Here is a 26,899-nt window from a genome sequence, read left to right on the forward strand (position 1 = left end):
TTTTCGGGTGGCTGTCTTTTCTATTTTAAATTATATTCTATTGTGTTAAGTCAATTTGTGAAAATTGCAAATCAGAGGATTTAAGCATTTTGATCTCTAGAACTCCGTCTTTGTATTTCGCGGTAGCACCTTTCTTTTTTACCATTGCGGGGAGTGTTATCGTGTTATTATCTTCATGTTCAGGTAGATTTTTGACAATTAGTTGATTGGCAGTATGAAATATTTCAATTTTTTTTAGCTGTTTTTCATCTTTTATTGGAAGCCTGACAAATACGGAATCATGAGTTTCAAAAACAGCCGAATGTAATGTATTTTTCGGCTGAGGTTTCTTGTTTTGAGGCATAATATTCCCCGGATTCATCATTCCATCAAACTGCGAAGGCATCATATTTCCCATAATACCTTGAATAAATTGATTTATTTCTTCAGGCTTCAAATTTTGTAGCCTATTCCTCGTCTCTTTATTAAAAGGGAATAAATTCCATGGGAACATAATCTTTCCACCTTTCGCATAGCTCTTGGGATTATCATTGCTACCACATTCTATGCAAAAATAGTCCATATCGTTATAAAATAGTTAGGAATGAAACAACTCAATCAACAAAATGCGCATTTCTTATATATAATTAATGGTAATAACATAAATTAAAATGAAAATAAAAAATGAGAGGTAACGGCTTGTGAAGAAAAAGACGGCTCTAATAACGGGGGGAGCAGCTGGTATAGGAAAGAAAACAGCATTCATGCTTGCAGAACGAGGTTATCAGCTGGCAATCAATTATAGAAATAGTGAGAAAGAGGCAAATCATTTAGCAAAGGTACTAGAGAAAACATTCGGTACGAAATGCATCGTAATTCAAGGGGATGTATCTAATAAAGATGAATGCATTAGAATGATTGAACAAATGCTTTCCGAATATTCCTCTATTGATGTTGTCGTTCATAATGCAGGGCCTTATATTCATGACAGAAAAAAATTAACGGATTATTCTTTTGAGGAATGGAATTATTTAATCAATGGGAATCTAAATGGGGTATTCTACTTATCGAAATTAGTCATTCCAATTATGCGCAGACAGCAATGGGGAAGAATCATCACATTAGGGTTTGACAGAGTGGAAACAGCACCAGCTTGGATTTACCGATCTGCTTTTGCAGCTGCAAAGGCTGGACTCGCTTCACTTACAAAAACGATTGCTTTGGAGGAAGCGGAATTTGGGATTACGGCCAATATGGTTTGCCCGGGTGATATTGTAAATGAGTGGAAGGAGAGAAATATTGGAGAATCATTAAAAGGAGGCGGCGCTCCTGTAGGCAGACATGGAACAGGTGAAGATATCGCCAGGGTCATATCCTTTCTCATAGACGAGAAATCTGACTTTATTACCGGAAGTATTATCCCTGTGACTGGTGGAATGGATGTGTTAGGTAAGGTGTTCAATCAGGCCATAAAAAAAGATTGATGAGTTACCTTTTATAATTTTTTGAACAATTTGATTTCAGGAATGAAAATGGTTCCTTTTGTAGATAATAAAAATAACATCTATGAAAGGAGCAAAGAAAATGAGTTTTAATATGAATCGAATTAATCCAAATCAAACTCAAGTATTTTTTCATGATGGGCGTTTTGAAACATTGACGAATGAGGAACTAGAGGAATTTTTGCTCCACATGGGAATCAACGAGGTTAATCATTCAATCGAAATGGATGTAACGGAATAATTTTAGCTTATTAGCTTAAAAAAGCAATCGGAATGTCCGATTGCTTTTTACGCTTCTAACAACTGTGAAGGTTCTTCTTGTATCGAACCATTACGCATGAGGTAAAAGCTGTATTGGTCTTTGGGAATTTCATATAAATCGTATATTTCACCAGCAGCATTTAACTGCGCATAAATAGATTTTCTTGTTTCATTCGCTTTAATAACATATGGCAGCTTTTCTGCGGCTTTTATCGAGCGAATATTTTCTTTCCGGATTCTCATAAAAATCGTTTCAATCCCAATTGAGTAAAACAGCTCCTGAAAAAATGCATCCTTCGCAGGGCTGTTATAGCCTTTACCATGATAAGGCTTTCCTAGCCATGTGCCTAAAAAGCCGGCATTGTCTTGAATATCAAATAGATTGATTGTTCCAATAGGAGCACCCCATTCATCAAGAATGGTACGTGATATTAATTCACCACGTTCTTCAGCTTCAATGGTTTGTTTTGTCATAAACAAGAATTCTTCATGGGATGCTGCCTTTTGTCGCACAAAAGGGAAGACATCTGGATGCGACATTAATTCAAATAATTCCTGGCTTTCATGAAGATCACGTTTCTTAAGCATGAATTTCCCTCCATTCGGGCAATCCTCTTCCATGTCTAAAGAAGCGGCCCACCCTCGAAATTTTTTATTCAGATAAACTAAAAAATTTCGGGGTGGGAATCGAACCCACTAGAACCAGTCATACTGGTGGCGCACCATTTGCCTTCCCTATATCAATTTGTCTTATTACCAGAACTAATTTAGAAAACCCCCCAGATTTTTAGGCCTATTTCGGTTTCACTTAGAAAATAATACAAGAAAACATGAAAAAAATAAATAGTTTTTTTGTTGATTTTTAGTGAATATTTATTGCCAAATTTCAACAAAAATCTACACTTCGGAATAAACGATTTCTCCGCCAATCATCGTCCATTTAGGCTTAGCTAAATAATGGAATGGATGGTGATTCCATAGTACTAAATCTGCATCTTTACCTTCTGTAATACTGCCCAGTCTGTTATCGATTTTTAAGTTTCTTGCAGGAAGAATGGAAATTCCCTCAAGCGCCTTTTGTTCAGAGAGTCCTTCACGGACAGCAATTCCAGCTGCAAGATTTAAATATTGAATCGGTGTATAGGGATGGTCAGTGGTGATGGAAACCTCTACACCATGATCGGTCAATTCCTGATATGTTTTCCATGTTTTATTTTTCAATTCTATTTTCGAACGTCTTGTTAAGGTAGGACCTACTGAAACTTTTAAGTTGTGTCCTGCTAATTCATTTGCGATTAAATGTCCTTCAGTACAATGCTCAATTCTTAAATCAAGGTTAAATTCCTCCGCAAGTCTTAAGGCTGTAATAATATCATCAGCACGATGGGCATGAATACGGACTGGTATCTCTCGTTTTAAAGCCTTTACCAATGGAGCAATTCTCAAATCGTCAGGATTGTCGGCATAGAATGCTTTAAAGAATGCTTCACGCAGCATTCCCATAATCCCCATTCTTGTGATTGAGTCACTGTTACCGTGACTGTGAATTCTTTTTGGATTTTCTCCTAATGCTAGTTTTAAGCCGGAAATTTCCTCAACAATCATTTTTTTTACGTTCTTACCAGTTGTTTTAATGACCGAGGTTGTTCCGCCAATAATATTGGCACTCCCTGGCATAACATGCACGGTTGTGATCCCGCTTTTAACTGCATCGGAAAAAGCAGGATCTAAAGGATAGACACCATCAATAGCTCGGATATGAGGTGTCATTGGTTCCGCTGTCTCATTCGCATCATTGCCTGCCCAGCCTGTACCTTCGTCATAAAGGCCTAAATGTGTGTGTACATCGATAAAACCAGGAAAAAGAAAGAGATTGTGACAATCAATCACTTTCATATTTGAATCAACCACAAGATTTTTTCCGATTTTCTTTATTTTTCCACTTTCAATTAGTAAGTCGCCATCTGGAATAGGTTTGGCGGTTACTGGATAAATCGTAGCATTCTTTAATAGTAATTTTTTCATAATTAACCTTTCTACTGTATTAATGTTGTATTTTGTTTATTTTAACAATTTGCTCGATGGAGGAAAAGGAAGATTTACGCGTATTTTTAAAAAATGATGAAACCTTTTAATGGACGCGGCGTAAATATTAATGGAGAACTTATTAAATTTTCCATTGGGGGAGTAAAAAATGATTAAAAATGAAGACAGGATGCTTGCTGCAGTTTTATACGTTGTAAGTCTTTTTGTTCCAATAATCGGCCCGCTCATTATTTGGCTATTAAAGAAAGATGAGTCCGCTTTTATCGATTATCATGGCAGAGAGTATTTTAACTTTTTCATTTCCTATACGGTCTATTCTGTTATAAGTGGGATTTTAGTCTTATTACTCGTAGGGATTTTCTTATTATGGATATTAGGAATCATGGCATTAGTATTTACCATTATTGCTGCCGTTAAAGCTTACGAAGGAAATGAATATAGATTTCCCTTGATATTTAGAGTAATTAAATAAAGACGTTGCATTTAGCCCAGCAAAAAATATTTTTGCTGGGTTTTGAACGTTTTATTTAGTTCAATCGTCATAAGGTTGTAAATAAAAACAAGGGGGAAATGATTATGGAAATCTTAGAAAGCATTAGCTGGGGTTTAATCGCACCATTACTAATCATTCAACTTATTCTTCTAATTGTTTCACTAGTTGACTTGGCACGGATTGAGAAGACGAATGGCCCTAAATGGCTTTGGGTACTAATCATTTTATTCGTTAATATTATTGGACCGATTCTATACTTCGTTATTGGAAGGAGAAATGAATGATGTCTCTAATCGATATCACCGGGTTAAAAAAGAATTTTCAAGGCTCAGAGGTGATTAAGGGTCTTAATTTTAAGCTAAAAAAAGGAAAATGTATTGCTCTTTTAGGGCCAAATGGGGCTGGTAAGACGACTACACTTAGGATGCTTGCTGGTTTAATGAAACCGTCAGAAGGGGAGATTTCCTTTAATGAAATCAAGAATAATAGTGATATACGCCATTTAATTGGATATCTTCCTCAGTTCCCGGTTTTTTATGATTGGATGACAGGCTTTGAATTTTTAGTCTATGTAGGTAAACTGGGGGGATTATCCGGTAAAGAGGCGAAAAATCGCTCCTTGGAGCTCTTAGAGCTTGTTGGAATATTAGATGCAAAAAATCGGCGAGTAGGAAAATATTCTGGAGGTATGAAACAAAGGTTGGGAATTGCTCAGGCGATTATTCACTATCCGCAGCTTGTTATGCTGGATGAACCTGTATCTGCCTTGGATCCTTTTGGAAGAAGAGAAGTGTTGGAGCTGTTAGAAAGATTGAAAGAGCAGACAACGATCCTTTTCTCTACGCATATTCTGAATGATGCCGAGGAAGTTTGTGATGAAATTTTATTTCTACATAACGGCAGGATTGTCGAATCAGGAACAATGGAAGAATTACGTGCACGACACCAAAAAGCAAAAATTGATTTGTTTTTCCGAAAAATAACCGAGGATATTACTTTAACTATAAAAAACCATCCCATTACTATGTCCGTGCTTAAGGATGGCGACAAGATGAGCATATTCGTTAACGATGTGGATTTCGCGAGGAGAGAATTACTACAGTTGGTTTCCGAGAGAGATTGGCCGCTTGATAAATTTGAGATTTGCAGTATGACTCTTGAAGATGTATTTATGAAGGTGGTGGAAAAATGAACCAGTGGTTGACACTTTTGCAAAAAGAAATGATAGAAATGTGGAGAAACTTTAAATGGATTTGGGTGCCTATTACGTTTATTTTATTAGGTGTTTCTGAACCGTTGTCCAATTACTATATGCCGCAAATTATTGATTCCTTAGGCGGTTTGCCAGAAGGAACAGTCATTGAGATTCCTCCACCCACGGCCGGAGAGGTGCTAGTAGCAGGTTTAAGTCAATATTCAACATTAGGCGTTTTAATTATTGTTCTAGGGACAATGGGAATTATTGCGGGTGAAAGGAAAAGTGGAGTTGCTGCGATGATACTTGTAAAACCCGTTTCCTATTTTTCGTATGTAACCTCAAAATGGGCTGGTGGTCTTTTATTGGTATGGTTCTCATTATTGATTGGATATTTAGCAACCTGGTATTACACAGGATTGTTATTTGATTGGATACCATTCAGTGAGTTTTTCAATTCATATCTTCTATATGGTTTATGGTTGTCGGTTGTATTAACCGTTACGGTATTTTTTAGCTCTATTTTTCTCACTCCAGGGATCGCAGGGTTCGTTTCGTTGGCCCTCATTGTTTTTTTGACCATTTTGAGCGGCTCGCTATCACAATGGCTTGAATGGAGTCCATCACAACTAACAAGCTATGCAGCAGGCTTGTTGGTGGCAGGGAAACTTTCAAATGAAACGCTTGCAACAAGCTTCATAGCTGCGGTTCTGATCGCCATCCTTTTATGGCTAAGTGTGATTGTTTTTAAAAAGAAAGAGCTTGCCTCATAACTAGTTTTAAAAAAGAAGAGTCATCATATTGATTCTTCTATTTTTTGGTAGTTTTGAATCTTCAATAAAAACTTCTATCATTTTTTTTGATTCTGTTAAATAGAATGGAATCAGAGGGAATGGATAAGGAGTTTTCAAAATGAAAATACATGAATATTACCGTAATCTAGCTGGAGTAAATTTAAATGGCAGTATTGCTGCGTTAGTGCCCTCAATCATCATTGTCGGCATCAATATAACGTACATACAACAAAAACCAATGATGGTTTTGACTCTCCCTTTTCTACTTTACAGTCTTATAAGTTTTCAAGTCTATCTTTTTAGAAGGAATCAATCGAATGCGATTGAAAAAAATATTCCTAGTATTCCGAACCATTATGATTCTTTTTTTGAAGCAAAACATCTATTACTAGTTTTTATGAATACTCAGTCACCAAGATTGCTCCTGTACTTTCCTAATGGCCATTTAGCGGGGATGATTAAAAAACATAAAGGAAAATTTTTAAATCGCTCTACCATTCATGTCCTATATAATGATGCTGGCCAGACAATGGGTATTTATCAAATAAAAAAGAACAAAATTATCGTCTATGATCATAATAGAAAATATTTAGGCTGCTTAGAAAGAGAAAAGCGGTCTTGGTTAAAAAATAAAAAAGATCTGTTGGATGCAGAAGGTAAATTAATCGGAGAAGTGGAAGGTTCGAGGTATTTTATGGATGAAAAGGTATTGAATCTCTATCAATCCCAAGAAGCCCGATTAAGAAGGGGATGGATGCCTCTGAAGTGGAACAGCTTATTTCCCGAGCCCAATACACCAGTGTTCACCCTGTCGGAAAATCTCACTGAAAAGGACAAGCTATTAAGAATTTCAATATTAATAAATGAATATTTCATTGAAAGGTAAAATGTATCATTCATTATTATTGTTTGATAGAATAGAGAATAATCATTTTTCTATTGTGGAGGTTTTGGCAGTGCAAATCGAATTAATCAAAGGACACGGATCAGGCAATGATTTTTTACTTATTGATGAGATAACGAATTCGTATTCCTTCTCTGAAATGGAAAGAGCAGAGCTTGCACGGCTTTTATGTGAACGCGATTCAGATTTAGGAGCCGATGGTATACTCTTCATCATGAAAAGTAAACATGCCGATGGAAGAATGCGTGTATTTAATGCTGACGGCTCAGAAGCCTCTATGTGCGGGAATGGTTTGCGCCTTGTGGCTAGGTATGTATGTGAAATGCTTCAAGTGAATGAAGCGGTTATTGAAACGATGAAGGCAGACTTGAAGGTTAGTAAACAGGCAAATATATATCCAGATGTGACTACCTATCAAGTGGAAATATCCCCTGTTTCTTTTCAATTATCCGATTTGCCGCTGCAAATGAATCAATCAAGCTTATTAAATGAAAAAATAACTGAGTTATCAGATGAAGTAATCTTTTCTGCTTTAGCTGTTCCGAATCCCCATTTAATTTCAATCGTTGAAACGGAACAAATTAAATCTAATTTACAAAAACTAATTAGTGAAAAAGTAAATGGACCAAATGAATTGTTTCCTGATGGTGTAAATGTTAGTTTTGTTAAGTCGTTGAGTCCAGGGAATATTTATGTAAACACATATGAACGTGGTGTCGGCTTTACCAATGCATGTGGTACGGCGATGTCTGCCTCATCTTTGGTTACCTGTCAACAAGGGTTAAATGAAATCGAGCAGTTAATTAATGTTTATAACAACGGTGGTAGGGTCCAATGTGTCGTTCATCAAACCGAGGTAGGATATTATATCGATTTAATCGGTAATGCCACTTATTTATATCATGCAAATACTGAAGTCGAGCTTGAAAAAAAGACCTTTGCCTTAACTTCCAAGAAAGACTATTTGGAACAACAAGCCTATGAAAAACTGCAATCTGATGCCCAGCATTTGCTTCAAGAAGAATTAAAAGGATAAGGAATGTCTTATCCTTTTTTTGCTTTTAACACTTCAAGGACTGGTGCAAACGGCTGGACCTTTTTTGTTTGGAAGAAATTTTTAAAAGGATCACCATGGCTTTGAAGACGCTGTAAGGCATTAGCCATCGTAAAGACTTTGGGCTCCAATTTCTCGTGTACTTCCTCCCAATTTAGTGGTGTTGCCACTCCGCCATGCTCATTTCCGCGCATGGAATAAGGTGCGACAATTGTTTTACCTTCACCATGCTGCACATAATCGACATAAAGCTTGTTTCCCCGATTTTTTTTCAGCCTCTCAGTTGTAAAAGAAACAGGATCCTGTGAAATCAAATACTCAGCAATAAAACTAGTAAAAAGCCGGGTATCATCATATGTAAATTCACCCTCAGGTAAAGGAAGGTATATTTGCAGTCCTTTGTTTCCAGATGTTTTGATAAAGCCGATTAAATTTAATTGATTTAGGACTTGTTTGATTAATAAAGCAGCTTTAATGGCTAAATGAAATTCATCAATCGACGGAGGGTCTAAATCAAATACAATTTCACTAGGTCCTTTGCTCTGGACAGTCTGGAATGGAATGTGAAATTCAATAGCCAATTGATTCCCCAGCCAGACAAGCGTTTTTAAATGATTACAAACAATATAATCAATTCCATCATCCCTATGAGTTTGAACAAAATCGGGTGCATAATCGGGACAATTTTTTTGATAAAATGCCTCACCGAACATCCCATGCGGGTAGCGAATGACTGTTAATAAACGATTTTCTAAAAACGGAAGCATATAAGGTGCAGCTTCTCGAAGGTATAAAATATAATCTGCCTTCTGAATGTCTTGGTTTTTCCAGAGCGGCTTGTCCGGATGGGTAATCTCTAAATCTTCTGGCAGGTTTTTCTGTTGAAAAATAAACTTTTCAAAGGTGCAATTTTTTGGTTCAAGATCGAAGCGGAACCGGTCAAAGTGTGGCTCGCGAAGCTGCCCTTCATATAGTTCAAGGTACTTTACTTCGAGACAAATTGCTGGATCAACATAAATAAATTTCTGGTCTTCCTCGATCACATTTTGTTTTATTGTTTGGTGCAGTGCCTGTTTTTCATCAGGTTTAAAGCCAAAGAGAACCTGCCCAACTGGATGAACCTTTTTTCCTTGATATACTCCGACAAAAAAATAACCATTTGTTTTATCAAAAGACGTAATAAAGCAGCTAACATATTTCCAATTTTTATATTTCAGCCATTGTAAGGATCGTTTTCCTTCCTCCCAAAGGCTGTTTTTATGTTTTGCAATAATCCCTTCGCCATCATGCAATACTACCTTTTCCCAAATGGATTCAAAATCTGCCTCTGCTGTAACTAGTTGAAGTAACTCGTCACTATAAGGATCTGCATCCGGCTTTAAACCAAGCAAGTGAAATACTTTTATTAATTCTGCCTTTCGCTGATGGAAAGGGAAACTGCACAATGATTTTCCTTTGAGCATTAGAATATCAAAAACCATTAGATGACAAGGGGATTTGCTTGCAGTTTCAGTGATTTTTTTTTCAGCTTTCATTCTGCCGCGAACTTGAATATGTGCAAAATTAGCTTTGTATGGATTTTCTAATGAAACTAGCTCGCAATCCAGCATTAGTGGTATCAAAGGTTTAAACTGTTTTTCGTTTTTTAATAAAAATTCTTCGATTTCCGGAAATTGCTGAAGTAGTGGTTTTCCATTCCTGCTTGTAAGAGTGATATTGCTTGGGTTCCACTCTAAAATGGCCCGAAACCCATCATATTTAACCTCGTATAACCAATCCGGTTTTCCCGAAAGTTCAAATGTTAATGTCGGAAGCATTGGTTTCATTTGCTTTTACCTTCCTTTTTTCTTATTTTGTTTCAACCCGAGCCGAATCATCCTTTTTCCAATTGTTTTTCAGCATGCAAATGATACAGGTACACAAACTAAAAATAAAAAGATTGGAGAAAAAACATATGCATACGATGTGGAAAGGAAGTATTAGCTTTGGGCTTGTTAATATACCCATTAAGCTTCATACTGCGACTGAAGATAAGGATATTAAACTTAGGACACTTCACAACAAATGTCATGCACCAATCAAATATGAAAAAATTTGCTCTGTATGTGAAGAGGAGGTCAAGCCTGAAGAAATTGTGAAGGCTTATGAATATACAAAGGGGAAATTTGTCGTTCTCGATCAAGAAGATCTGGAAAAACTTAGGAAGGAAAACGAAGATAAGGCAGTTGAAATAATTGATTTTGTAAAAATCGAAGAAATTGATCCGATTTATTATGATCGCAGTTATTTTATGTCTCCAAATGAAGGTGGAGGAAAAGCTTATTCTTTATTACGGAAAGCCCTTCAGGAATCACAAAAAGTGGGTCTGGCCAAGATTGTGATTCGTTCCAAGGAGCAGATGGCTGTAATACGTGTTTATGAAAATACCTTAGTAATGGAGACCATTCACTATCCGGATGAGGTTCGTAAGGCAGGGGACGTTCCCAATGTTCCAGCAGAGGATAAAGTGACAAAAAAGGAATTGGATACGGCCATTTTACTGATTGATCAACTTACTTCTGAGTTTAAGCCTGAAAAATATACCGACGAATATCGTACAGCATTATTAGAATTAATCGAATCAAAACGAACTGGTAAAGAAACAGTCGCTCCTGCAGCAAAGGAAGTTGCCTCAAATGTGACAGATTTAATGGCGGCATTGCAAGCTTCTATCGATCGGACAAAACCCAAAAAGGAAGCTGCACCCAAAAAACCAACTACTGCAAAGAAAAAAGCGGTTACAAAAATAAAAAAAGAAGCTTAAAAATTTTTCTAATAGATGAAACTTAAAAATACTCATTAAAAATGGGTATTTTTTCCTGTTGGTGATGGTACTTTCAGATTTAATTAAGGCATACTGTTAGATAGATAAAGAATATAACGGGGGCGAGACAATGGCTTTTAATGTGCTTTTGTTTGCAGATCCAGGCATCGATGATTCCTTTGCGATAATGTATGCTTTATTGAATCCAAAAATAAATCTTGTGGGGATTGTTAGTGGGTATGGAAATACACCTAAAGAGCTTTCAGTAAGGAATACGGCCTATTTAATCCATTTAGGCGGAAGAGAGGATATCCCGATAATCGCCGGATCTGCTGGACCATTGTCTGGAGAATCAGTGCAATATTATCCAGAAATACACGGGCCAGAAGGGATGGGGCCTATTAAGCCTCCAGATACACTAGAGAATGTGGAAATATATGATTTCGGTAAAATTAACGAAATTGTTAATGAATATAAAGGAAATATCGTGATTGTCTCAGTTGGGAGACTAACAGAACTTGCACTTATGTTTATTTTATACGGAAATAATGCTCTAAAAGATGTTTCTGCATTTTATATAATGGGTGGTGCATTCTTAGTACCAGGAAATATTACAGCAGAGGCGGAAGCCAATTTTTATACGGATCCTATTGCAGCAAATTCAGCCATAGAAAAGGCTCATAATGTTTATTTATACCCTTTGAATGTTACAAACAAAGCGATTATTACACCAGAAATTATTGATTTTCTAAGTGAAAACAGTCCGACAGAATTCCGTCCATTACTAAAACCAGCATTTGACTATTATTATCAAGCCTATCAAAAAAATGTACCTGGTATTAAGGGTGCGCCAATACATGATGTGGTTCCATTGATGGCATTATCCAATCCTGATATTGTGAAATATATCCCGAGGAGAGTCAGGGTTGAAGAGTACGGTAATGCAAAAGGAAAAAGTATCGCAGATTTCCGTCCTAAGCCTGATCAAGAACCGTTAAATACGGTTGATAATATTGCAATGGAAATAGATGTACAAAAATACATCATTGATTTTATGCAGATTTTTCTTAAAGGGGATTAAAAAAGAAAGAGAATGAACTAGATTAATAATTTGCAAGTGAAATTGACTTTTAGACTAAAATAGGTTAGAATTAAGTTACGCTTTATAGTTCGTTAAATATTTATTTGTTTAAGTAGTCGTAACTGCACGAAATTGTGGGTGATGTCTATTACTCACTGTGTGGTTACGACTTTTTAGTTTTAAATGTCAATTAACTTAAAGTGAAAAATTTTTGGGGGTAAATATCCATGAAAAACGGTAAAGTAAAATGGTTTAATGCAGAAAAAGGTTTTGGATTTATCGAAGCTGAAGGCGGCCAAGATGTATTCGTTCACTTCTCAGCTATCCAATCTGAAGGTTTCAAAACTTTAGAAGAAGGTCAATCAGTTTCTTTCGAAATCGTTGAAGGCGCTCGTGGACCACAAGCTTCTAACGTAAAAGCTGTTTAATTGATTAACTAAAAGGTGATGCTTGCCATCACCTTTTTCTATAGGCAATTCATTTAACAAATTGTCAAAAATGTACAGGGGTGTGATCATTTTGGCGTTTGGCAGAAGAAATGATGAAGAAATAAAGCTGGAAGAAACTAAAATATGGGAATGTAATTCAGACAATTGTAAATGCTGGATTCGTGACAATTTTAAGAGCAGTGAAGTACCCCTTTGTCCAATATGCAAAAGTGAAATGAGCCTGACAACAAGAGAACTTCAGGTTATCCATAATCATAGTAAAAACTTTATGTAAAAAAGCAGGGAGCTCTCCCTGCTTTTTTACTTGCCTATGTTTTCTTTACAATAGTTAAATACCATTTCCTCTTCATCTTCTTCTAATGCAAAATCTAATACTTTTTCAGTCTCATTTTCATAGAGATGATAAGTTGATATTCTTTGTCCTTTTTCGTCATTTATAAAAAGAACTCTAATTCCCACACCTTTATCAGAGTAAAGCTCATCCTCTTCCTCTACTTCAAGTTCAAGAAAAAATTCGAAGCGCTCGCCGCTTAATAATCCAAATGGATCTTCTATTTTTTCAACGATATGTCCTTGTATATTCAATATAATCATCCTTTACGTAATGTTCTTCCATTATTATATACAATTTTCGACAACAACAAAAAGGATTCATGCTTTTAAGGATAAAATGTTATCAAATTATGTAGGAATAAATTGACATTCATGTGAATTCTGTTAAATTTAATATTTATTTAATAATAATACGTTAAAATTTATGTTGAAAAAACATAAAGGTATGAAGGTGAAAAAAATTTGCGATGATTTGTGAAATTATTCACAAAAACTAGAGTGGGGAAAAGGAGGGCAATTACCTATGTCTGAAAAAAGTACAATAAAGAAACTTTTAAAGAATAAAATGCAGCGAAGGACCTTTTTAAAATGGACTGGAGCGATTGGAGTACCCGTTATTGCTGGCGGCATCGGTACAAAATTAATTGTGGATCAGCAGAAGAAGGATAAGGTTGTCAGTGCGAGTGAATTCGATAAAATTGTATCCACTTGTAGTATCAATAATTGTGGTGGTCGCTGCGTAATTAAAGCTTATGTCAAAGATGGCGTAGTTGTGAGGGTTGGAACGGATTCTCAGGAAAGCGGAGATCCATCTATCCCTCCATTGAAGGCTTGTGTTCGCGGACGAAATTATCGTGAATTACTTTATCATCCTGATCGACTCAAATATCCAATGAAACGTGTTGGTAAACGTGGTGAGGGGAAATTCGAAAAAATTTCATGGGAAGAAGCGATTGAAACTATCGCCTCTGAAGTGAAGAGGATCGGTGAAAAGTACGGACCAGAATCAAGATATGTCAATTATGCTTCAGGTCAGAGCTGGGGTCTGCATGGCGGCAGAAACTCTGCCAGAAAATTATTGGCACTGACAGGTGGTTATCTTAATTACAGAAACGATTATAGTTCCGGTGCTGGAAACGTCGCAACACCTTATACATATGGAACGAATAATTCTGGGAGCAGTTTTGATTCTCTGTTACATTCAAAATATATCATTTTATGGGGCCAGAATCCTTCAGAAATGATTTTTTCTACTCCATACCGCGAATATTTAATGCAGGCAAAGAAAAAGGGCGCCAAAATCATCGTAATCGATCCGAGGTATACCGATACTGCCATTGCTTACGCGGACGAGTGGATTCCAATATTACCAACTACCGATAACGCAATGATGGATGCAATGGGCTATGTCATTGTCACTGAAAATCTTCATGATCAAGCATTTTTAGATACGTACTGTATTGGATTTGACGGGGACCATATGCCTGAAGGTGTATCGAAGGAAGAGTCATTGAAAAGTTATTTACTAGGAGAGAAAGACCATATAGTGAAAACACCAGAATGGGCAGAAAAAATCTGTGGGGTACCAGCGGATAAAATCCGTGAAATTGCCAGAAATTATGCAACCATAAAGCCTGGAGCTCTCATTCAAGGTTGGTCTGCCCAAAGACAGGCATATGGAGAGCAATTTATGCGCGGTGGTGCACAACTTGCCTGTCTAACAGGAAATGTCGGTAAGCTTGGTGGCTGGGCAGGGGGAACTGGATACTGGAGCCGTACAGATATTGTTTATCCATTTACCTTTGAAAACCCGATAAAGGCATCGATTCCATGCTTTCTATGGACTAAAGCGGTTGAACAAGGGACAGAAATGACAGTTGCTGATGGTCTACAAGGAACAGAAAAATTAACAACTAATATAAAACTAATCTTTAACATGGCTGGAAATATGCTAGTGAATCAACATTCTGATATTAATAAGACCACAAGTCTACTGGCAGATGAAAGCAAAGTCGAATTTATTTGCGTTAGTGATCTCTTTATGACTCCAAGTGCGAAGTATGCGGATATCTTACTTCCTGGGACGACATTCTTTGAGCGTTATGATATTGGCGTTCCATGGTGTTTTGGCGATTATGTCGTTTTTGGTGATAAAACGATTGACCCGCTATATGAATGCAGAAATGAATATGATGTGTTTGCTGACATGGCAGATAAATTAGGGGTGAAAGAACAGTTTACGGAGGGAAGAACCATACTTGATATTGTAAAAGAAAGCGTAGATAGGACAAGGAAGGAACTGGACCCAACCTTTCCAGCCTTTGAGGAGTTCCGGAAGAAGGGAGTCCATCATTTTAAATTCGATGAACCGTTAATCGGTTTTAAAGCGCAAATTGATGACCTCGAGAACAATCCTTTCGAAACACCATCTGGGAAGATTGAATTATTTTCGAAAGAGCTTTGGGACATGAATCAGCATGATGAAATTCCAGCGATTGCAAAATATATTCCTTCATGGGAAGGCCCTGAAGATCCATTGAAAGAAAAATATCCGTTACAGTTAATCAGCTGGCACTATAAACGCAGATGCCATTCTACGTATGATAATATGCCATGGCTTGAAGAGGCAGCGAAACAGGAGATGTGGCTGAATCCTAAAGATGCAGAAAAGCGTGGGATTAAGGATGGGGACCGAGTTCAAGTTTTTAACGATCGCGGCCGTTTGGTAATTGACGTTAAGGTAACGCCACGCATCATCCCAGGTGTTGCAGGCATTCCTCAAGGGGGATGGTTTACACCTGACAAATTTGGTACTGACCAAAGGGGTTCAATAAATGTTCTTACATCTCAGCGAGCAACACCCTTGGCAAAGGCAAATCCTCAACTAACAAACCTTGTTGAAGTGAAAAAAGCGTAAGGGAGAGATACAATTTGGCACAGTTAGGATTTTATATCAATCAAAGTCTTTGTCAGGGATGTAAAGCGTGTAGTGTTGCTTGTAAGGATAAAAATAACACCGAAGTAGGGATTAATTTTCGCAGGGTCTATAACTATGAAGAAGGAACGTTTATGGAGCAGCCCACGAAAGGTATAGTGCAAAATGTTAAGTCTTATTATTTTTCAATTGCCTGTAACCATTGTAAATCACCGGCGTGTATTTTAAGCTGTCCTACTGGTGCAATCGTAAAACGAGAAGAGGACGGTGTTGTCACGATTGACCAGGAAATATGCGCTGGAGCACAGTTATGTGTAAAGGCATGTCCTTATGGGGGGCCACAGTTTAACAAGGAAACGTATAAATCAAATAAATGTAATTTTTGTATCGATCTTCAGGAAAAAGGCGAACTACCTGTTTGTGTATCTACCTGTCCACTTGGGGCAATAGAATTTGGTCCAATAGAAGAACTGCGGAAAAAATATGGTGTTATCCAACAAATTAAAGGGATGCCAAGTGCAAAACTTACAAATCCAAATATTGTCATTACTCCGCATAAGAACGCAAAAATATAATTTTGGTAATAAGAGTTGGTGATAAGATGTCGTTACTCCTAAATTGGCTAGAGAGCCTACATGAGGATACTGTTGTTTCATCAAAATGCTCTAGGATTAGGAATCGAAAATCAACATGCAACTATTGTATGGAGCAATGCAATTACGATGCGATAAGTTTAAAAGATCATTTGATTTTAATTAATACTAATCGATGCACGATGTGTGGAGAATGTATTATTGCCTGTCCTCTCTCAGCGATTGAAGGCTTGGTTTCAAGTAGAACCTTTGATAAAGGAAGTCTGATATTTGATGATACCTATTTACCATCAATTAAAGAATTACTGATTTATAAGAAAAGAGGCTTGGCCTCGATTCAAGACCATAATAACCAAATAAATCAAGAGTGGAACTTGCTCTTGGACAAAGTAAACGAGCAATTAGCCTTGCTAAATGAAAGCCCCATTGATGTCGTTAAAATAAATAGTAATGAAAAGCTTTCCCGACGTGCGTTTCTTAATTCATTTCAAAACAATGGAAAAAGGTTTGCTAAAGGTATCGCTCCCGTTGCTTGGAAAATTGAAATGGATGACTGGAAACTTCAGAAATATTATCCAGAAATTCAATTTTATAAAGTAGACCTTGATAAAAAGAAATGCACTTTATGCCAAGCATGCTTTAGCCTATGTATAGAAGCGGTATTCACCTTAAAAGAGGGGTTCTTACAAATTCAAAATGAAAAATGTGTAAACTGTACTTCCTGCATGGATGTTTGCACTGAAGAAGCAATCAAGATTAAACCAGAAGTGAAAAAAAAGGAGGAAAGAATAGAACCCTTTTATATAAAAAAGTGCCCAGAATGTCTGCACAATTTTATTACATTTCAATCAGATACAATTCACTGTCCTATTTGTATCAATCGAAACCCAAATTGGTTAAGTCCCTACTAAGCATATTTTAGCCGGTAATCCTAGATTACCGGTTTTTATTCATATAATTATAAAAATGGAATATAAATGGTAATTGGTAGGATGCATCAAAGAATAGGGGGGTTATAAATGAATGGAGACTTTGAAAAGACAGCACGCTTTGAACATCGGTTTTGGCTGCAAATCCTCGGGGATCATTCACGGTTTATCTTTGAAGCATTAGCACCAGTTGAAACAGAAGATATTAATAAAGCGAATACTTTTATTAAAGTATTTGACATGCTTCTCAACAGGGCGAAGTCAGAGAATCCTGCTAATCTATCCGTAGATGCAGAAGTTGAAGTAATTAAACTAAGAGAATTTAAACTAGATCTAATAAGAAAACATCTGTATGGTAAAGTAAAAATTCATCTCTCACCAACTTTTATTAATCATATGGTTAATGAATTAGAGGAATATTTACGAATATTAAAGCATCTAAAGGCACAACAAACGCTCCCAATTTATCACGAGCTTCATCATCACCTAGTATGGTTGCTAGATGCTGCTGGACATGCGGGAGCGATTTCCGATAGTTTGGATCATGTTGAAAAAAGACTTAAAGAAAAGAGCGATTTATACACAAAGTATTTTGAAGATTTTTATTTGAAGGCAGTTGAGATGGCAGGATATTTACGAACAAATATAACCACTTTTCCGGCACTGGAAAAAATGAATAAAGATGTATCACTGGAAATGAAGCTATTTCAAAATTTCCTTCAGGAGTTGGAGGAACTGGAGCTTAGTGCCCAAGTGCTTGGAACGTTTTCCCCTTTAATGGCTGACCATATGTTTCGTGAGGAATGTTATTATTTAATGAAACTGGCTGAATCAACGGACCTTGCAAAACCAGACTGTGACCCAGCTAAACCACGGATTAAAGACAGCTAAAACTATAGCGCTGGTTGGAATGTTGGATTTCACCAGCGCTACAATTTTAGCTTTTTTGACTTGGTTTTATCGAAGTTAAGGTAATAAAGGCGGTTATGATACTAAGACCGCTTAATAAAACAAAAATCCATCCTTTTGAAAATTTCATTAACAAGGCAATAATTGGCGGCCCTGCAGCTACCCCAATAAATCTCATTGAACTGTAAATCGATGAAATGGTGCCGCGTTCCTCTTTTTCTACACCTTCTGTTAGAAGTGCGTCAAGACAAGGAAGACCTATGCCAATTCCAATGCCCGCAATTAAAAACATACTAATCATAAACCAAAGCTTTATAGAGAACCAAAGTGCAGCTATTGATAGGGCAGCAGCAATAATGCCTCCAAAGGTAAGCCATTTCATTAATACTCGATTTTTCTTAATTACCTTCCCTGCAATAAACGAGGATAAACAAAGTGCACCAAGAGGTAAAGCTAAGAATAGGCCTTTTTTGACATCTTTTATTCCGTATTCCTTTTCAAAAACTTCCGATAAATAAAATAATATCCCAAAAAGGACAAGCATTAGATTTCCGCCAATAAAAAAGATGGCATATAACCATTTTCCTTTTTCGGTAAAGGTCTTTTTGACATTGGTAAAAAATTGTTTAAACGGTATCGGCTTTTCCTTTTTTTTAGGAGTCTTCACTAGGAGTAGAACCAATAATACTGAAATTCCACAAAAGACAGGAAAAGAAAAAAACGGTAAAAACCATAGGAAACCCGCTAAAAAAGCACCAAGAACAGGGCTTAACACTTTTCCAAAAGTGTTAGAGGTTTCAATTAATCCAAGACAGGTACTTACATCATCCTCATTTTTAAACATATCACCAACTAACGGTAAAACAATGGGGGCAGCACCGGCTGCACCTACCCCTTGAAGGGCGCGCCCAATTAATATTACCCAATAGGCATTGTCTAGCTTCCAGGCGGCCCACCCAGATATTAATCCACCTATCCCAGCAATGATAAGACTAGGGACAATCACCTTTTTCCTACCAATATGATCGGATAAGTATCCGGCTATAGGAATCAAAAATATGGCGACGATCGAATAAACGGTAATCACCATGCTCGTTTGAAAAGAAGTAATATTTAACTTTTTTTCCATAGAAGGTAAAACAGGAATTAACATGGAATTACCCAACGTCATCACTAATGGTATAGAGGAAAGTGAGAGTATAGCCCATTTTTGTTTTGAGACCTCACCGGATTTTTTTTTATCGGAGGACGATTTACTTTTTGCTGCCTCTGAAGTAGGGGCCAATCGTTCAATATGATCCATTAGACTAATTATCCCGCCTTCGTTATATGCTACTGTTAATATTGGCTTGTTCATTGGAAAATAACAACGGAATGTGAATCCTTTTAATGGAATCTTTAAATCGATAATGTGAATATTCTAAAATTTTTTAGTTGACAGGAGGAAAAATACTCGTTATTATAAAAATCAATAAATGCAGGGCAATGATGAAGAGTAGTAGCTTATATGGATTCTTTAGAGAGCTGATGGTTGGTGCAAATCAGTGTAGACGTATGAGTGAATGGACTTCTAAGCCTCCAAACCGAACCTCCGTTAGGGACAGTAGGCTTTGGCGAAGATCTCATCGTTACAAGAGACAGATATTCAAGCTCTAATCGCTTCGATATCGGTAAAGTGAGCTAATTTTAGCTAATGAAGGTGGCACCACGGGTTTTCCGTCCTTTTTGGGATGGGGGACCCTTTTTGTTTTTAAAAATTACATATTAATCGTTAAGCAAGAGGAGTACACTTATTTAATTCTTTTCAGAGAGTCGGGGAAGGTGAGAGCCCGGTAAGAATGGATTTGTGGAATGGACTTGCGAGAGGCAGCCTGAACTTTAAGTACGGCTGCACGGAGTTCCACCGTTAAAAGGATAGGATATCAGACAGTTCTAGACGTCTTGTATCTGAAAGAGGAGGCGGAAGTTGTTTCGCTTTGAATGGAGGTGGCACCACGATCTAAGAATCGTCCTCTAGATGCATAGCACTTGTTATGTATCTAGAGGACGATTTTTTTATTTTTTCATAAAAGAAAGGAGCAATTTCATGCAAGTAGTAAACGGTTATTATTTACAGGAATTAAAAGGGGACACCTTTACCCCTATCTCTATTTTGCAAAAGATTTCAGGAAAAAAGAAATTTCTATTGGAGAGCTCGCATAAGTACAATGACTCTGGCCGTTATTCCTTTATTGGATCAGATCCAGCCTTCGAACTTATTTCAAAAGGGAGTATAAATGAGATTATTGACCGCAGCGGTGAAAAGAAAATTCTACATGGGAATCCAATAGAAATAATTAAAGATTTACTTCCGGTCAACGAGTTGGACGAAATACTTTTTCCTTTTGTTAGCGGAGCTGTTGGCTATTTTGGTTACGACATCATCCGCCAATTTGAAGTCATTGGGGAAGAGTTTCCAAATGGGATGATGATGCCGGATGTACATTTAATGTTCTATGAAGAACTGATTGTCTATGATCATCTCCAAGAAAAGATAACAATATGCGGGATGCCCCTTAATGAAGAAGGGAATGAAGTGGAGCAAAGAATTCAACAAAGATTGAAGGAGTTAAAAAAGCCTAATATCTATCAAGAGGAGGAACCATTCCACTTTACAGGGTTTGAATCAGAAACCTCAAAAGAAGCGTTTATTCAAAATGTAGAGATTGCAAAAGAACATATTAAAGCTGGAGATATCTTTCAAGTCGTCCTTTCAAGACGGATGAAATCTTCCTTTCAAGGTACACCATTATCGCTTTATCGCAAGCATCGTGCCAATAATCCTACTCCATATATGTTTTACGTTGACTTTGATCAATACACAATCATAGGCTCATCACCAGAAAGCTTAATTAAAACAAGAGGTTCAAAAGTATTCGCCAATCCGATCGCCGGAACCAAAAAACGGGGGAAAACAGCCGAAGAGGATCTGCTAATTGCCAAAGAATTGCAATCAGATGAAAAAGAATTGGCGGAACACAAGATGCTTGTCGATCTTGGGCGTAATGATTTAGGCAAGGTATGTGAGTTTGGTACTATCAGCGTGGATAAATACTTGGAGGTTGAGAATTTCCGCCACGTTATCCACCTCGTTTCAGAAGTAAGCGGACAGCTCACTAACGGACATTCGAGCTTAGATGCGCTGGCGGCGTGCCTCCCCGCAGGAACGGTATCAGGGGCACCTAAGATTCGTGCGATGGAAATCATCAATGAACTAGAGAAATCAAAACGGGGTGTTTACTCGGGTGCTATAGGTTATTTATCTGCCAATGGGAATATGGATTTTGCCTTGGCCATTCGTACGATGATTTTGAAAGAAGGAATCGCTTATATTCAGGCTGGTGCAGGAATTGTCCACGATTCCAACCCAGAATCTGAATATCAAGAAACAATAAATAAATTAAGATCTTTTTTGGAGGGTGAACAATGATATTACTGATTGATAATTTTGATTCCTTTACATTCAATCTTTATCAATACTTAGGTGAATTAGGGGAGAAGGCGGCGGTTTATCGTAATAATCAACTAACCATTGAGGAAATAGGAGAACTCCAGCCGCGTGCGATTATTCTGTCCCCGGGACCGGGTGTTCCAGAGGATGCTGGAATCTGTATTGAGGTCATTAAAGAATTTCACCGAAATATTCCGATATTAGGGATTTGCTTAGGGCATCAAGCGATAGGAGCTGCCTTTGGAGGAGTAGTGACAAGGGCGGAGTTAATCAAACACGGCAAGACATCTATGATTGAACACAATGCTGGGGACATATTTAAGGGTCTTCCTTCTCCTTTGGAAGTGATGCGCTATCATTCCTTAATTATTAAACAAGAAAGTTTACCGACGGAACTAGAGTGCACAGCCGTTTCTATAGATGACCGAGAAGTAATGGCGATCAAGCATCGAGAATGTCCGGTATACGGCCTACAATTTCATCCAGAATCAATTGGGACACCGTCTGGAAAGCAGCTAATAGCCAACTTTTTAACTCTAATTGAAGGGACGAATGAAAATGAAAAATTATTTACTCCAATTAGCTGAAGGAGAAGCTTTTTCCGAAGGACAAATGAAAGAGGTTGTAGATGTGATTTTGGGGGAAGAGGTTTCAGAAAGTGAGATTGCAGCTTTTTTAATGGGCTTAAAGTCAAAGGGCGAGACTGTAGAGGAAATTTCGGGCATTGTTAAGGGAATGAAGGAAAATACATTGAAATTTAAAAAGAAGTTTCCGAATGTTCTGGATAATTGTGGTACTGGTGGTGACGGTTCTTCAAGCTTTAATGTGAGTACAACATCTGCTTTTGTCATTGCTGGTGCAGGAATTCCAGTAGCTAAACACGGAAATAGAAGTATTTCAAGTAAAACAGGTAGTGCTGATGTTCTTGAATACTTGGGTGTTAACTTAAACCTCCCTGTGGAAAGGACGGAAGAAATCCTTCAGAACATAGGAATTGCCTTTTTATTTGCACCCCATGTGCACCCAAAATTAAAAAAAGTAGTAACAGTTCGAAGACAATTAAAGATTCCCACTATATTCAATTATATTGGTCCACTAACCAATCCAATTGATTTGGACTTTCAATTACTTGGGGTCAATCGCAGAGACCTGTTACCTGTATTTGCGGAAGTTTTGCAAATGCTCGGTCGGAAACGGGCCTTGGTCATTAATGGTGCCGGGTATATGGATGAAGCGTCACTTCAAGGAGAGAATCATTATTGCTTATTAGAAGAGGGTGTTATTTCTAATCATCGTTTTTCACCGGAAGATGTAGGTCTTCCGCAATATGATAACAGCCAAATAAAAGGCGGAGATTCGAAGGAAAATGCTGAAATTCTTAAAAATGTGCTTAAAGGGGAGAAGGGAGCTTGCCGTGATACCGTCCTTTTAAATGCAGGTATAGGAATTTATACTGGCGGAAAAGCCAGGACCATTGAAGAGGGCATAAAAATTGCCAGTGAGGTAATTGATTCTGGTTCAGCCTATGAAAAGCTACAGAAGTTAATTGAAATGACAAGGACCGGACAAATGGAGGCGATTTAAGTGGAGTCGATTTTAGAGCGAATCATTCAACAAAAACAAAAAGAAGTAATTCAACTTCGAAAAATAGTGTTACCCCAAATGGAAAAGAATCAGAGAAGATCCTTGATAGAAAAGTTACAAACTGCCGAAGAAATTGCTGTCATCGCTGAATTCAAGCGTGCATCTCCATCAAAAGGAATAATAAACGATGGAATTGCGCCTAAAGAACAGGCATTTATTTATGAGAACTCAGGTGCATCGGCTATATCGGTGTTAACCGATGAAACTTTTTTTAAAGGATCGTATACTGACTTGCGAGCAGTTAGAGAGGTGGTTGACCTCCCGATACTTTGTAAGGATTTTATCATCGATACTAGTCAAATCGACCATGCAGCATTCCATGGAGCAGACCTGATTCTCTTGATTGTTGCCGCATTAGAAGAAAAGCATTTAAAGGAGCTATACCAATATGCAAAAAGTCTTGACCTAGAAGTATTAGTAGAAGTTCATAATCAAAAAGAATTAGAAACGGCCTTGAAAACAGGCGCGAAATTAATCGGTGTTAATAATCGAGATTTAAGGACATTTAAAGTAAGTCTAGAGATAACAGAAGTCTTGGGAGAGCTAATTAAAGCAAACGGGGCCTATCTTATTAGTGAAAGTGGAATCCATGAGCCCGAGGATGTTGAACGTGTTAGAAAAGCTGGTGCTAATGGCATTCTAGTTGGTGAAGCACTTATGAAAAGTAAGGATATAAACAGGGCATTATCCGATTTTCGCTTGCCGCTTGCTGGAGGGATAATGAAATGAAGGTGAAGATTTGCGGGATTACTGATATAGAAACAGCATTGGCGGCAGTTGATTATGGAGCGGATGCTATTGGCTTTGTGTTTGCTGAGAGCAAACGAAAAATAACAGAAGATAAGGCTAGATACATTATTGCTCAATTGCCAAAGAATGTCTTAAAGGTTGGCGTGTTTGTAAATGAGTCAAAAGAGAATATTGAGAGAATTTCTAATTATGTCGGCCTCACTCACATTCAATTACATGGAGATGAAACAAAGGAGCTATGTGCTTCGATTAAGAAACCCGTTATCAAAGCTGTAAGTATTTCCGACAAGGAGAGCTTAAAGAAAGTCGAAGGTTTTTCTAGTGAGTATATTTTGGTGGATGGCCCTAAAGGGAAATACAGGGGTGGGAATGGCTTAACTTTTGATTGGAATCTCCTTGATTCAACGGTAATTCAAGATAAAAAAATCATTCTCGCTGGAGGGTTAACGATAGAGAATGTGGAAGAAGCCATCACGTTAATAAAACCATATATGGTTGATGTCAGCAGTGGTGTCGAAACGGAAGGAAAAAAAGATATAAAAAAAATCAAAGCATTTCTAGAAAAGGCAAAAGGGAGCCAATTAGGAGGATTACAGGATGAAATCATACACATTACCAAATGAAAAGGGTCATTTTGGCATATTCGGAGGAAGATTTGTACCAGAAACATTGATGAAAGCTGTTTTAGAATTAGAGGACTCCTATGAGGAAGCGAAAAAAGACCCAGCGTTTCGACTTGAGATTCAAAAATTATTAGCAGAATATGTTGGAAGAGAGACTCCGCTTTATTATGCCAAAAATCTTACAAAGTTTGTCGGCGGAGCACAGATCTACCTTAAACGAGAGGATTTAAATCATACGGGTGCCCACAAAATTAATAATGCAATTGGCCAAGCGCTTCTAGCAGTAAGAATGGGGAAAAGAAAAATTGTAGCTGAAACGGGAGCGGGACAGCATGGTGTTGCAACGGCTACCGTTTGTGCTCTCTTAAACCTTGATTGCATTATTTTTATGGGTGAAGAAGACGTCAAACGACAGGAGCTCAATGTATTCAGGATGGAATTATTAGGAGCCAAGGTAATCAGTGTTACTTCAGGAAGTGCAACTTTAAAGGATGCCGTTAATGAGGCGTTGAGATACTGGGTAGAAAATGTCGATGACACCCACTATCTATTAGGTTCAGTAATGGGACCGCATCCATTTCCGATGATGGTAAGAGATTTTCAAAGTGTGATTGGTAAGGAAACGAAACAACAGTTTTTAGCAAAAGAAGGAAAACTCCCTGAGGCAATTGTGGCTTGTATTGGTGGGGGGAGTAATGCGATTGGAATGTTTCATCCATTTATCGAGGACAATGAGGTAGCACTCTACGGTGTGGAAGCAGCCGGAAAGGGAATTGATACAGAATTTCATGCGGCATCTTTAACAAAAGGAAAACCCGGAGTATTACATGGTTCTTTAATGTATTTGCTTCAGGATAAGGACGGCCAGATCAATGAGGCACATTCTATTTCGGCTGGGCTTGATTATCCCGGGGTTGGACCGGAACACAGCTTTTTAAAAGACAGCGGGCGAGCAAACTACCGCTCGATTACCGATCAAGAAGCTTTGGATGGCTTTCAGCTGTTATCAAAATTAGAAGGGATTATTCCGGCGTTGGAAAGTGCGCATGCAATCGCTTATACGATAAAACTTGCTGCTGAAATGAAGGCGGAAGAGCATATTGTTGTTTGCTTATCGGGCCGTGGGGATAAGGATGTAGCCTCTGTGAAAACACGATTACAAGGGGAGAGAGCATAATGAATCGGATTGAAAAAGTATTTACAGGATTAAAAGAAAAAAATCAGAAGGCATTCATTCCTTATATCATGGCGGGGGATGGGGGATTAGGCAGTTTATCTGAGCGTTTAGTAACCTTGGAAAAGTTTGGTGCTTCAGCAATTGAAATAGGTGTTCCTTTTTCAGATCCTGTAGCAGATGGTCCAACCATCCAACAAGCGGGTATTAGGGCGTTGGCAAATGGGACGACATTAAGAGGAATTATTAATGAACTTGAAAAGGCAAGAGCCGAGGTTTCAGTCCCCATGATCATAATGACTTACGTAAACCCAATATATGCTTATGGTTTACCTGATTTTATTCGAGATATTAAAAATGCTGGAGTTGATGGATGTATTATTCCAGATCTGCCAATCGAAGAGGAAGATATCATTGTACCGTTACTTGATGAGGCTGGTATCGAACTAATCCGTCTGGTAACATTAACCACTCCAAAAGATCGGATTAAAGCTATTTCAAACCGTGGGAAAGCTTTCTTATATACGGTCACCGTAAAAGGAATTACCGGGACTAGAAAGGAATTTGGCCAGGAGCTGGATTTGTTTTTGAAAACAGTGAAGGAAGTTAGTTCACTCCCTGTAGTAGCAGGTTTTGGAATCTCTAGTGAAGAACAAATTAAAGATATAACCGCTAAATGTGACGGTGTTATTGTGGGGAGTAAAATCGTTGACTACTTCCATAACAATGATTTAAACGGACTAGAAAACTTCATGGCAGTCCTCAAACCTGAAAGGACTTATTAATACTAAAAAATCTACTCAAATTGAGTAGATTTTTTTCTTGAATAATTGCCAGCAATGTACTTCTTGCGAGCAGAGTATATCTTATATATAATTAGACTATACTTTTACTTACATTTTACGATGATGAATTAGAAGAAATCTCCCTTTATTTGCCTTTATGTAAACTTCCATTC

General features: G+C 37.6%; 29 protein-coding genes and 2 other annotated features. Of the genes, 23 read left to right on the forward strand and 6 right to left on the reverse strand.

Annotated elements, in window-relative coordinates; all coding sequences use genetic code 11:
* Nucleotides 1-37: 37 nt before the first annotated feature.
* The gene (locus ACWM35_RS12815; protein WP_454819000.1) at nt 38-493 is read right to left on the reverse strand and encodes an Hsp20/alpha crystallin family protein; all 456 of its coding nucleotides are present in this window, start codon (nt 491-493) and stop codon (nt 38-40) included.
* 187 nt (nt 494-680) lie between these two features.
* Between ACWM35_RS12815 and ACWM35_RS12820 the strand changes: the two genes are divergently transcribed.
* Together ACWM35_RS12820 and ACWM35_RS12825 are read left to right on the forward strand one after the other, a co-directional pair.
* The gene (locus tag ACWM35_RS12820) at nt 681-1,463 is read left to right on the forward strand and encodes an SDR family oxidoreductase (RefSeq protein WP_454819002.1); all 783 of its coding nucleotides are present in this window, start codon (nt 681-683) and stop codon (nt 1,461-1,463) included.
* A gap of 100 nt (nt 1,464-1,563) precedes the next feature.
* A complete protein-coding gene (locus ACWM35_RS12825; protein WP_454819004.1) occupies nt 1,564-1,722 on the forward strand; it encodes a hypothetical protein in 159 nt (52 codons plus the stop codon).
* A 47-nt stretch (nt 1,723-1,769) separates the two neighbouring features.
* Here ACWM35_RS12825 and ACWM35_RS12830 read toward each other — a convergent pair whose 3' ends face one another.
* Complete coding sequence (locus ACWM35_RS12830) at nt 1,770-2,330, reverse strand: GNAT family N-acetyltransferase (RefSeq protein ID WP_454819006.1); 561 nt, start codon at nt 2,328-2,330, stop codon at nt 1,770-1,772.
* Nucleotides 2,331-2,639: 309 nt separating this feature from the next.
* Nucleotides 2,640-3,767, reverse strand: coding sequence for an amidohydrolase (locus tag ACWM35_RS12835; RefSeq protein WP_454819008.1), 1,128 nt, complete (start codon nt 3,765-3,767; stop codon nt 2,640-2,642).
* 169 nt (nt 3,768-3,936) lie between these two features.
* Here ACWM35_RS12835 and ACWM35_RS12840 point away from each other — a divergent pair, with 169 nt between their 5' ends.
* The 6 genes from ACWM35_RS12840 (at nt 3,937) to dapF (ending at nt 8,210) form a co-directional block, all read left to right on the forward strand.
* The gene (locus ACWM35_RS12840; protein WP_454819010.1) at nt 3,937-4,260 is read left to right on the forward strand and encodes a DUF4870 domain-containing protein; all 324 of its coding nucleotides are present in this window, start codon (nt 3,937-3,939) and stop codon (nt 4,258-4,260) included.
* Between the two features lie 104 nt (nt 4,261-4,364).
* Nucleotides 4,365-4,565: a PLD nuclease N-terminal domain-containing protein gene (locus ACWM35_RS12845; RefSeq protein WP_454819012.1), complete on the forward strand. Its 201-nt coding sequence runs from the start codon at nt 4,365-4,367 to the stop codon at nt 4,563-4,565.
* On the forward strand, nt 4,565-5,473 hold the full coding sequence (locus tag ACWM35_RS12850; protein ID WP_454819014.1) for an ATP-binding cassette domain-containing protein: 909 nt from the start codon (nt 4,565-4,567) through the stop codon (nt 5,471-5,473). Before ACWM35_RS12845 ends, ACWM35_RS12850 begins: the two co-directional genes overlap by 1 nt.
* Nucleotides 5,470-6,249, forward strand: a complete 780-nt coding sequence (locus tag ACWM35_RS12855) for an ABC transporter permease (RefSeq protein WP_454819016.1) — start codon at nt 5,470-5,472, stop codon at nt 6,247-6,249. The genes ACWM35_RS12850 and ACWM35_RS12855 overlap by 4 nt, the downstream gene beginning before the upstream one ends.
* 139 nt (nt 6,250-6,388) lie before the next feature.
* Nucleotides 6,389-7,156, forward strand: a complete 768-nt coding sequence (locus tag ACWM35_RS12860) for a hypothetical protein (RefSeq protein WP_454819018.1) — start codon at nt 6,389-6,391, stop codon at nt 7,154-7,156.
* 70 nt (nt 7,157-7,226) lie between these two features.
* A complete protein-coding gene (dapF, locus tag ACWM35_RS12865) occupies nt 7,227-8,210 on the forward strand; it encodes a diaminopimelate epimerase (protein ID WP_454819020.1) in 984 nt (327 codons plus the stop codon).
* Nucleotides 8,211-8,218: 8 nt separating this feature from the next.
* Here dapF and ACWM35_RS12870 read toward each other — a convergent pair whose 3' ends face one another.
* The gene (locus ACWM35_RS12870; protein ID WP_454819022.1) at nt 8,219-10,054 is read right to left on the reverse strand and encodes a DNA ligase D; all 1,836 of its coding nucleotides are present in this window, start codon (nt 10,052-10,054) and stop codon (nt 8,219-8,221) included.
* A 128-nt stretch (nt 10,055-10,182) separates the two neighbouring features.
* Here ACWM35_RS12870 and ku point away from each other — a divergent pair, with 128 nt between their 5' ends.
* The 4 genes from ku to ACWM35_RS12890 all read left to right on the forward strand — a co-directional run bounded on the left by ku (nt 10,183) and on the right by ACWM35_RS12890 (nt 12,835).
* A complete protein-coding gene (gene ku / locus ACWM35_RS12875) occupies nt 10,183-11,031 on the forward strand; it encodes a non-homologous end joining protein Ku (protein WP_454819024.1) in 849 nt (282 codons plus the stop codon).
* A 130-nt stretch (nt 11,032-11,161) separates the two neighbouring features.
* Nucleotides 11,162-12,112: a nucleoside hydrolase gene (locus ACWM35_RS12880; protein ID WP_454819025.1), complete on the forward strand. Its 951-nt coding sequence runs from the start codon at nt 11,162-11,164 to the stop codon at nt 12,110-12,112.
* A gap of 227 nt (nt 12,113-12,339) precedes the next feature.
* Nucleotides 12,340-12,540, forward strand: coding sequence for a cold-shock protein CspD (cspD, locus tag ACWM35_RS12885; RefSeq protein ID WP_263326108.1), 201 nt, complete (start codon nt 12,340-12,342; stop codon nt 12,538-12,540).
* Nucleotides 12,541-12,631: 91 nt separating this feature from the next.
* On the forward strand, nt 12,632-12,835 hold the full coding sequence (locus ACWM35_RS12890) for a cold-shock protein (RefSeq protein ID WP_454819027.1): 204 nt from the start codon (nt 12,632-12,634) through the stop codon (nt 12,833-12,835).
* Between the two features lie 26 nt (nt 12,836-12,861).
* On the opposite strand, the gene ACWM35_RS12895 is transcribed toward ACWM35_RS12890, so the two are convergent.
* On the reverse strand, nt 12,862-13,155 hold the full coding sequence (locus ACWM35_RS12895; RefSeq protein WP_454819029.1) for a DUF6509 family protein: 294 nt from the start codon (nt 13,153-13,155) through the stop codon (nt 12,862-12,864).
* A 262-nt stretch (nt 13,156-13,417) separates the two neighbouring features.
* Between ACWM35_RS12895 and ACWM35_RS12900 the strand changes: the two genes are divergently transcribed.
* The 4 genes from ACWM35_RS12900 to ACWM35_RS12915 all read left to right on the forward strand — a co-directional run bounded on the left by ACWM35_RS12900 (nt 13,418) and on the right by ACWM35_RS12915 (nt 18,242).
* The gene (locus ACWM35_RS12900) at nt 13,418-15,811 is read left to right on the forward strand and encodes a DMSO/selenate family reductase complex A subunit (protein WP_454819031.1); all 2,394 of its coding nucleotides are present in this window, start codon (nt 13,418-13,420) and stop codon (nt 15,809-15,811) included.
* Between the two features lie 14 nt (nt 15,812-15,825).
* The gene (locus ACWM35_RS12905; RefSeq protein WP_454819033.1) at nt 15,826-16,404 is read left to right on the forward strand and encodes a DMSO/selenate family reductase complex B subunit; all 579 of its coding nucleotides are present in this window, start codon (nt 15,826-15,828) and stop codon (nt 16,402-16,404) included.
* 26 nt (nt 16,405-16,430) lie between these two features.
* On the forward strand, nt 16,431-17,333 hold the full coding sequence (locus ACWM35_RS12910; RefSeq protein WP_454819035.1) for a 4Fe-4S binding protein: 903 nt from the start codon (nt 16,431-16,433) through the stop codon (nt 17,331-17,333).
* Nucleotides 17,334-17,441: 108 nt separating this feature from the next.
* Nucleotides 17,442-18,242 (forward strand): DUF2935 domain-containing protein, encoded by an 801-nt coding sequence (locus ACWM35_RS12915; RefSeq protein WP_454819037.1) that lies wholly within the window; start codon nt 17,442-17,444, stop codon nt 18,240-18,242.
* A gap of 46 nt (nt 18,243-18,288) precedes the next feature.
* On the opposite strand, the gene ACWM35_RS12920 is transcribed toward ACWM35_RS12915, so the two are convergent.
* Nucleotides 18,289-19,563, reverse strand: a complete 1,275-nt coding sequence (locus tag ACWM35_RS12920; RefSeq protein WP_454819039.1) for an MFS transporter — start codon at nt 19,561-19,563, stop codon at nt 18,289-18,291.
* A gap of 173 nt (nt 19,564-19,736) precedes the next feature.
* Nucleotides 19,737-19,987, forward strand: a binding site (T-box leader).
* Nucleotides 19,988-20,022: 35 nt separating this feature from the next.
* Nucleotides 20,023-20,277: a binding site (T-box leader), on the forward strand.
* 69 nt (nt 20,278-20,346) lie between these two features.
* On the opposite strand from ACWM35_RS12920, the gene trpE reads away from it, so the two are divergent.
* Genes trpE through trpA form a run of 7 tightly spaced genes read left to right on the forward strand, consistent with a single transcriptional unit; the run spans nt 20,347 to nt 26,726 of the window.
* Nucleotides 20,347-21,729 (forward strand): anthranilate synthase component I, encoded by a 1,383-nt coding sequence (trpE, locus tag ACWM35_RS12925; protein WP_454819040.1) that lies wholly within the window; start codon nt 20,347-20,349, stop codon nt 21,727-21,729.
* Nucleotides 21,726-22,337: an anthranilate synthase component II gene (locus ACWM35_RS12930; RefSeq protein ID WP_454819042.1), complete on the forward strand. Its 612-nt coding sequence runs from the start codon at nt 21,726-21,728 to the stop codon at nt 22,335-22,337. Before trpE ends, ACWM35_RS12930 begins: the two co-directional genes overlap by 4 nt.
* Nucleotides 22,309-23,334, forward strand: a complete 1,026-nt coding sequence (gene trpD / locus ACWM35_RS12935) for an anthranilate phosphoribosyltransferase (RefSeq protein WP_454819044.1) — start codon at nt 22,309-22,311, stop codon at nt 23,332-23,334. The genes ACWM35_RS12930 and trpD overlap by 29 nt, the downstream gene beginning before the upstream one ends.
* Nucleotides 23,335-24,123, forward strand: a complete 789-nt coding sequence (gene trpC, locus ACWM35_RS12940) for an indole-3-glycerol phosphate synthase TrpC (protein ID WP_454819046.1) — start codon at nt 23,335-23,337, stop codon at nt 24,121-24,123.
* Nucleotides 24,120-24,767: a phosphoribosylanthranilate isomerase gene (locus tag ACWM35_RS12945; protein WP_454819048.1), complete on the forward strand. Its 648-nt coding sequence runs from the start codon at nt 24,120-24,122 to the stop codon at nt 24,765-24,767. The genes trpC and ACWM35_RS12945 overlap by 4 nt, the downstream gene beginning before the upstream one ends.
* Nucleotides 24,742-25,944: a tryptophan synthase subunit beta gene (trpB, locus tag ACWM35_RS12950; protein WP_454819049.1), complete on the forward strand. Its 1,203-nt coding sequence runs from the start codon at nt 24,742-24,744 to the stop codon at nt 25,942-25,944. Before ACWM35_RS12945 ends, trpB begins: the two co-directional genes overlap by 26 nt.
* Nucleotides 25,944-26,726 carry a tryptophan synthase subunit alpha gene (gene trpA, locus ACWM35_RS12955; RefSeq protein WP_454819051.1) on the forward strand — a complete coding sequence of 261 codons (783 nt, stop codon included), beginning with the start codon at nt 25,944-25,946 and terminating at the stop codon, nt 26,724-26,726. Before trpB ends, trpA begins: the two co-directional genes overlap by 1 nt.
* Nucleotides 26,727-26,899 lie beyond the last annotated feature (173 nt).

The sequence above is a fragment of the Neobacillus sp. K501 genome, from assembly GCF_053749995.1.

Bases quoted from the DNA above. Each gene is read 5' to 3' on its own strand.
- ACWM35_RS12920 (WP_454819039.1), bottom strand. From the start codon at position 19,563: ATGGATCATATTGAACGATTGGCCCCTACTTCAGAGGCAGCAAAAAGT.
- ACWM35_RS12830 (WP_454819006.1), bottom strand. From the start codon at position 2,330: ATGCTTAAGAAACGTGATCTTCATGAAAGCCAGGAATTATTTGAATTA.
- ACWM35_RS12900 (WP_454819031.1), top strand. From the start codon at position 13,418: ATGTCTGAAAAAAGTACAATAAAGAAACTTTTAAAGAATAAAATGCAG.
- ACWM35_RS12915 (WP_454819037.1), top strand. From the start codon at position 17,442: ATGAATGGAGACTTTGAAAAGACAGCACGCTTTGAACATCGGTTTTGG.
- ACWM35_RS12835 (WP_454819008.1), bottom strand. From the start codon at position 3,767: ATGAAAAAATTACTATTAAAGAATGCTACGATTTATCCAGTAACCGCC.
- cspD (WP_263326108.1), top strand. From the start codon at position 12,340: ATGAAAAACGGTAAAGTAAAATGGTTTAATGCAGAAAAAGGTTTTGGA.
- ACWM35_RS12855 (WP_454819016.1), top strand. From the start codon at position 5,470: ATGAACCAGTGGTTGACACTTTTGCAAAAAGAAATGATAGAAATGTGG.
- ACWM35_RS12880 (WP_454819025.1), top strand. From the start codon at position 11,162: ATGGCTTTTAATGTGCTTTTGTTTGCAGATCCAGGCATCGATGATTCC.
- ACWM35_RS12815 (WP_454819000.1), bottom strand. From the start codon at position 493: ATGTTCCCATGGAATTTATTCCCTTTTAATAAAGAGACGAGGAATAGG.
- ACWM35_RS12825 (WP_454819004.1), top strand. From the start codon at position 1,564: ATGAGTTTTAATATGAATCGAATTAATCCAAATCAAACTCAAGTATTT.
- ACWM35_RS12860 (WP_454819018.1), top strand. From the start codon at position 6,389: ATGAAAATACATGAATATTACCGTAATCTAGCTGGAGTAAATTTAAAT.
- trpD (WP_454819044.1), top strand. From the start codon at position 22,309: ATGAAAAATTATTTACTCCAATTAGCTGAAGGAGAAGCTTTTTCCGAA.
- ACWM35_RS12930 (WP_454819042.1), top strand. From the start codon at position 21,726: ATGATATTACTGATTGATAATTTTGATTCCTTTACATTCAATCTTTAT.
- trpB (WP_454819049.1), top strand. From the start codon at position 24,742: ATGAAATCATACACATTACCAAATGAAAAGGGTCATTTTGGCATATTC.
- ACWM35_RS12845 (WP_454819012.1), top strand. From the start codon at position 4,365: ATGGAAATCTTAGAAAGCATTAGCTGGGGTTTAATCGCACCATTACTA.
- ACWM35_RS12870 (WP_454819022.1), bottom strand. From the start codon at position 10,054: ATGAAACCAATGCTTCCGACATTAACATTTGAACTTTCGGGAAAACCG.
- trpE (WP_454819040.1), top strand. From the start codon at position 20,347: ATGCAAGTAGTAAACGGTTATTATTTACAGGAATTAAAAGGGGACACC.
- ACWM35_RS12945 (WP_454819048.1), top strand. From the start codon at position 24,120: ATGAAGGTGAAGATTTGCGGGATTACTGATATAGAAACAGCATTGGCG.
- ACWM35_RS12850 (WP_454819014.1), top strand. From the start codon at position 4,565: ATGTCTCTAATCGATATCACCGGGTTAAAAAAGAATTTTCAAGGCTCA.
- ACWM35_RS12840 (WP_454819010.1), top strand. From the start codon at position 3,937: ATGATTAAAAATGAAGACAGGATGCTTGCTGCAGTTTTATACGTTGTA.
- ACWM35_RS12910 (WP_454819035.1), top strand. From the start codon at position 16,431: ATGTCGTTACTCCTAAATTGGCTAGAGAGCCTACATGAGGATACTGTT.
- trpA (WP_454819051.1), top strand. From the start codon at position 25,944: ATGAATCGGATTGAAAAAGTATTTACAGGATTAAAAGAAAAAAATCAG.
- ACWM35_RS12895 (WP_454819029.1), bottom strand. From the start codon at position 13,155: ATGATTATATTGAATATACAAGGACATATCGTTGAAAAAATAGAAGAT.
- ku (WP_454819024.1), top strand. From the start codon at position 10,183: ATGCATACGATGTGGAAAGGAAGTATTAGCTTTGGGCTTGTTAATATA.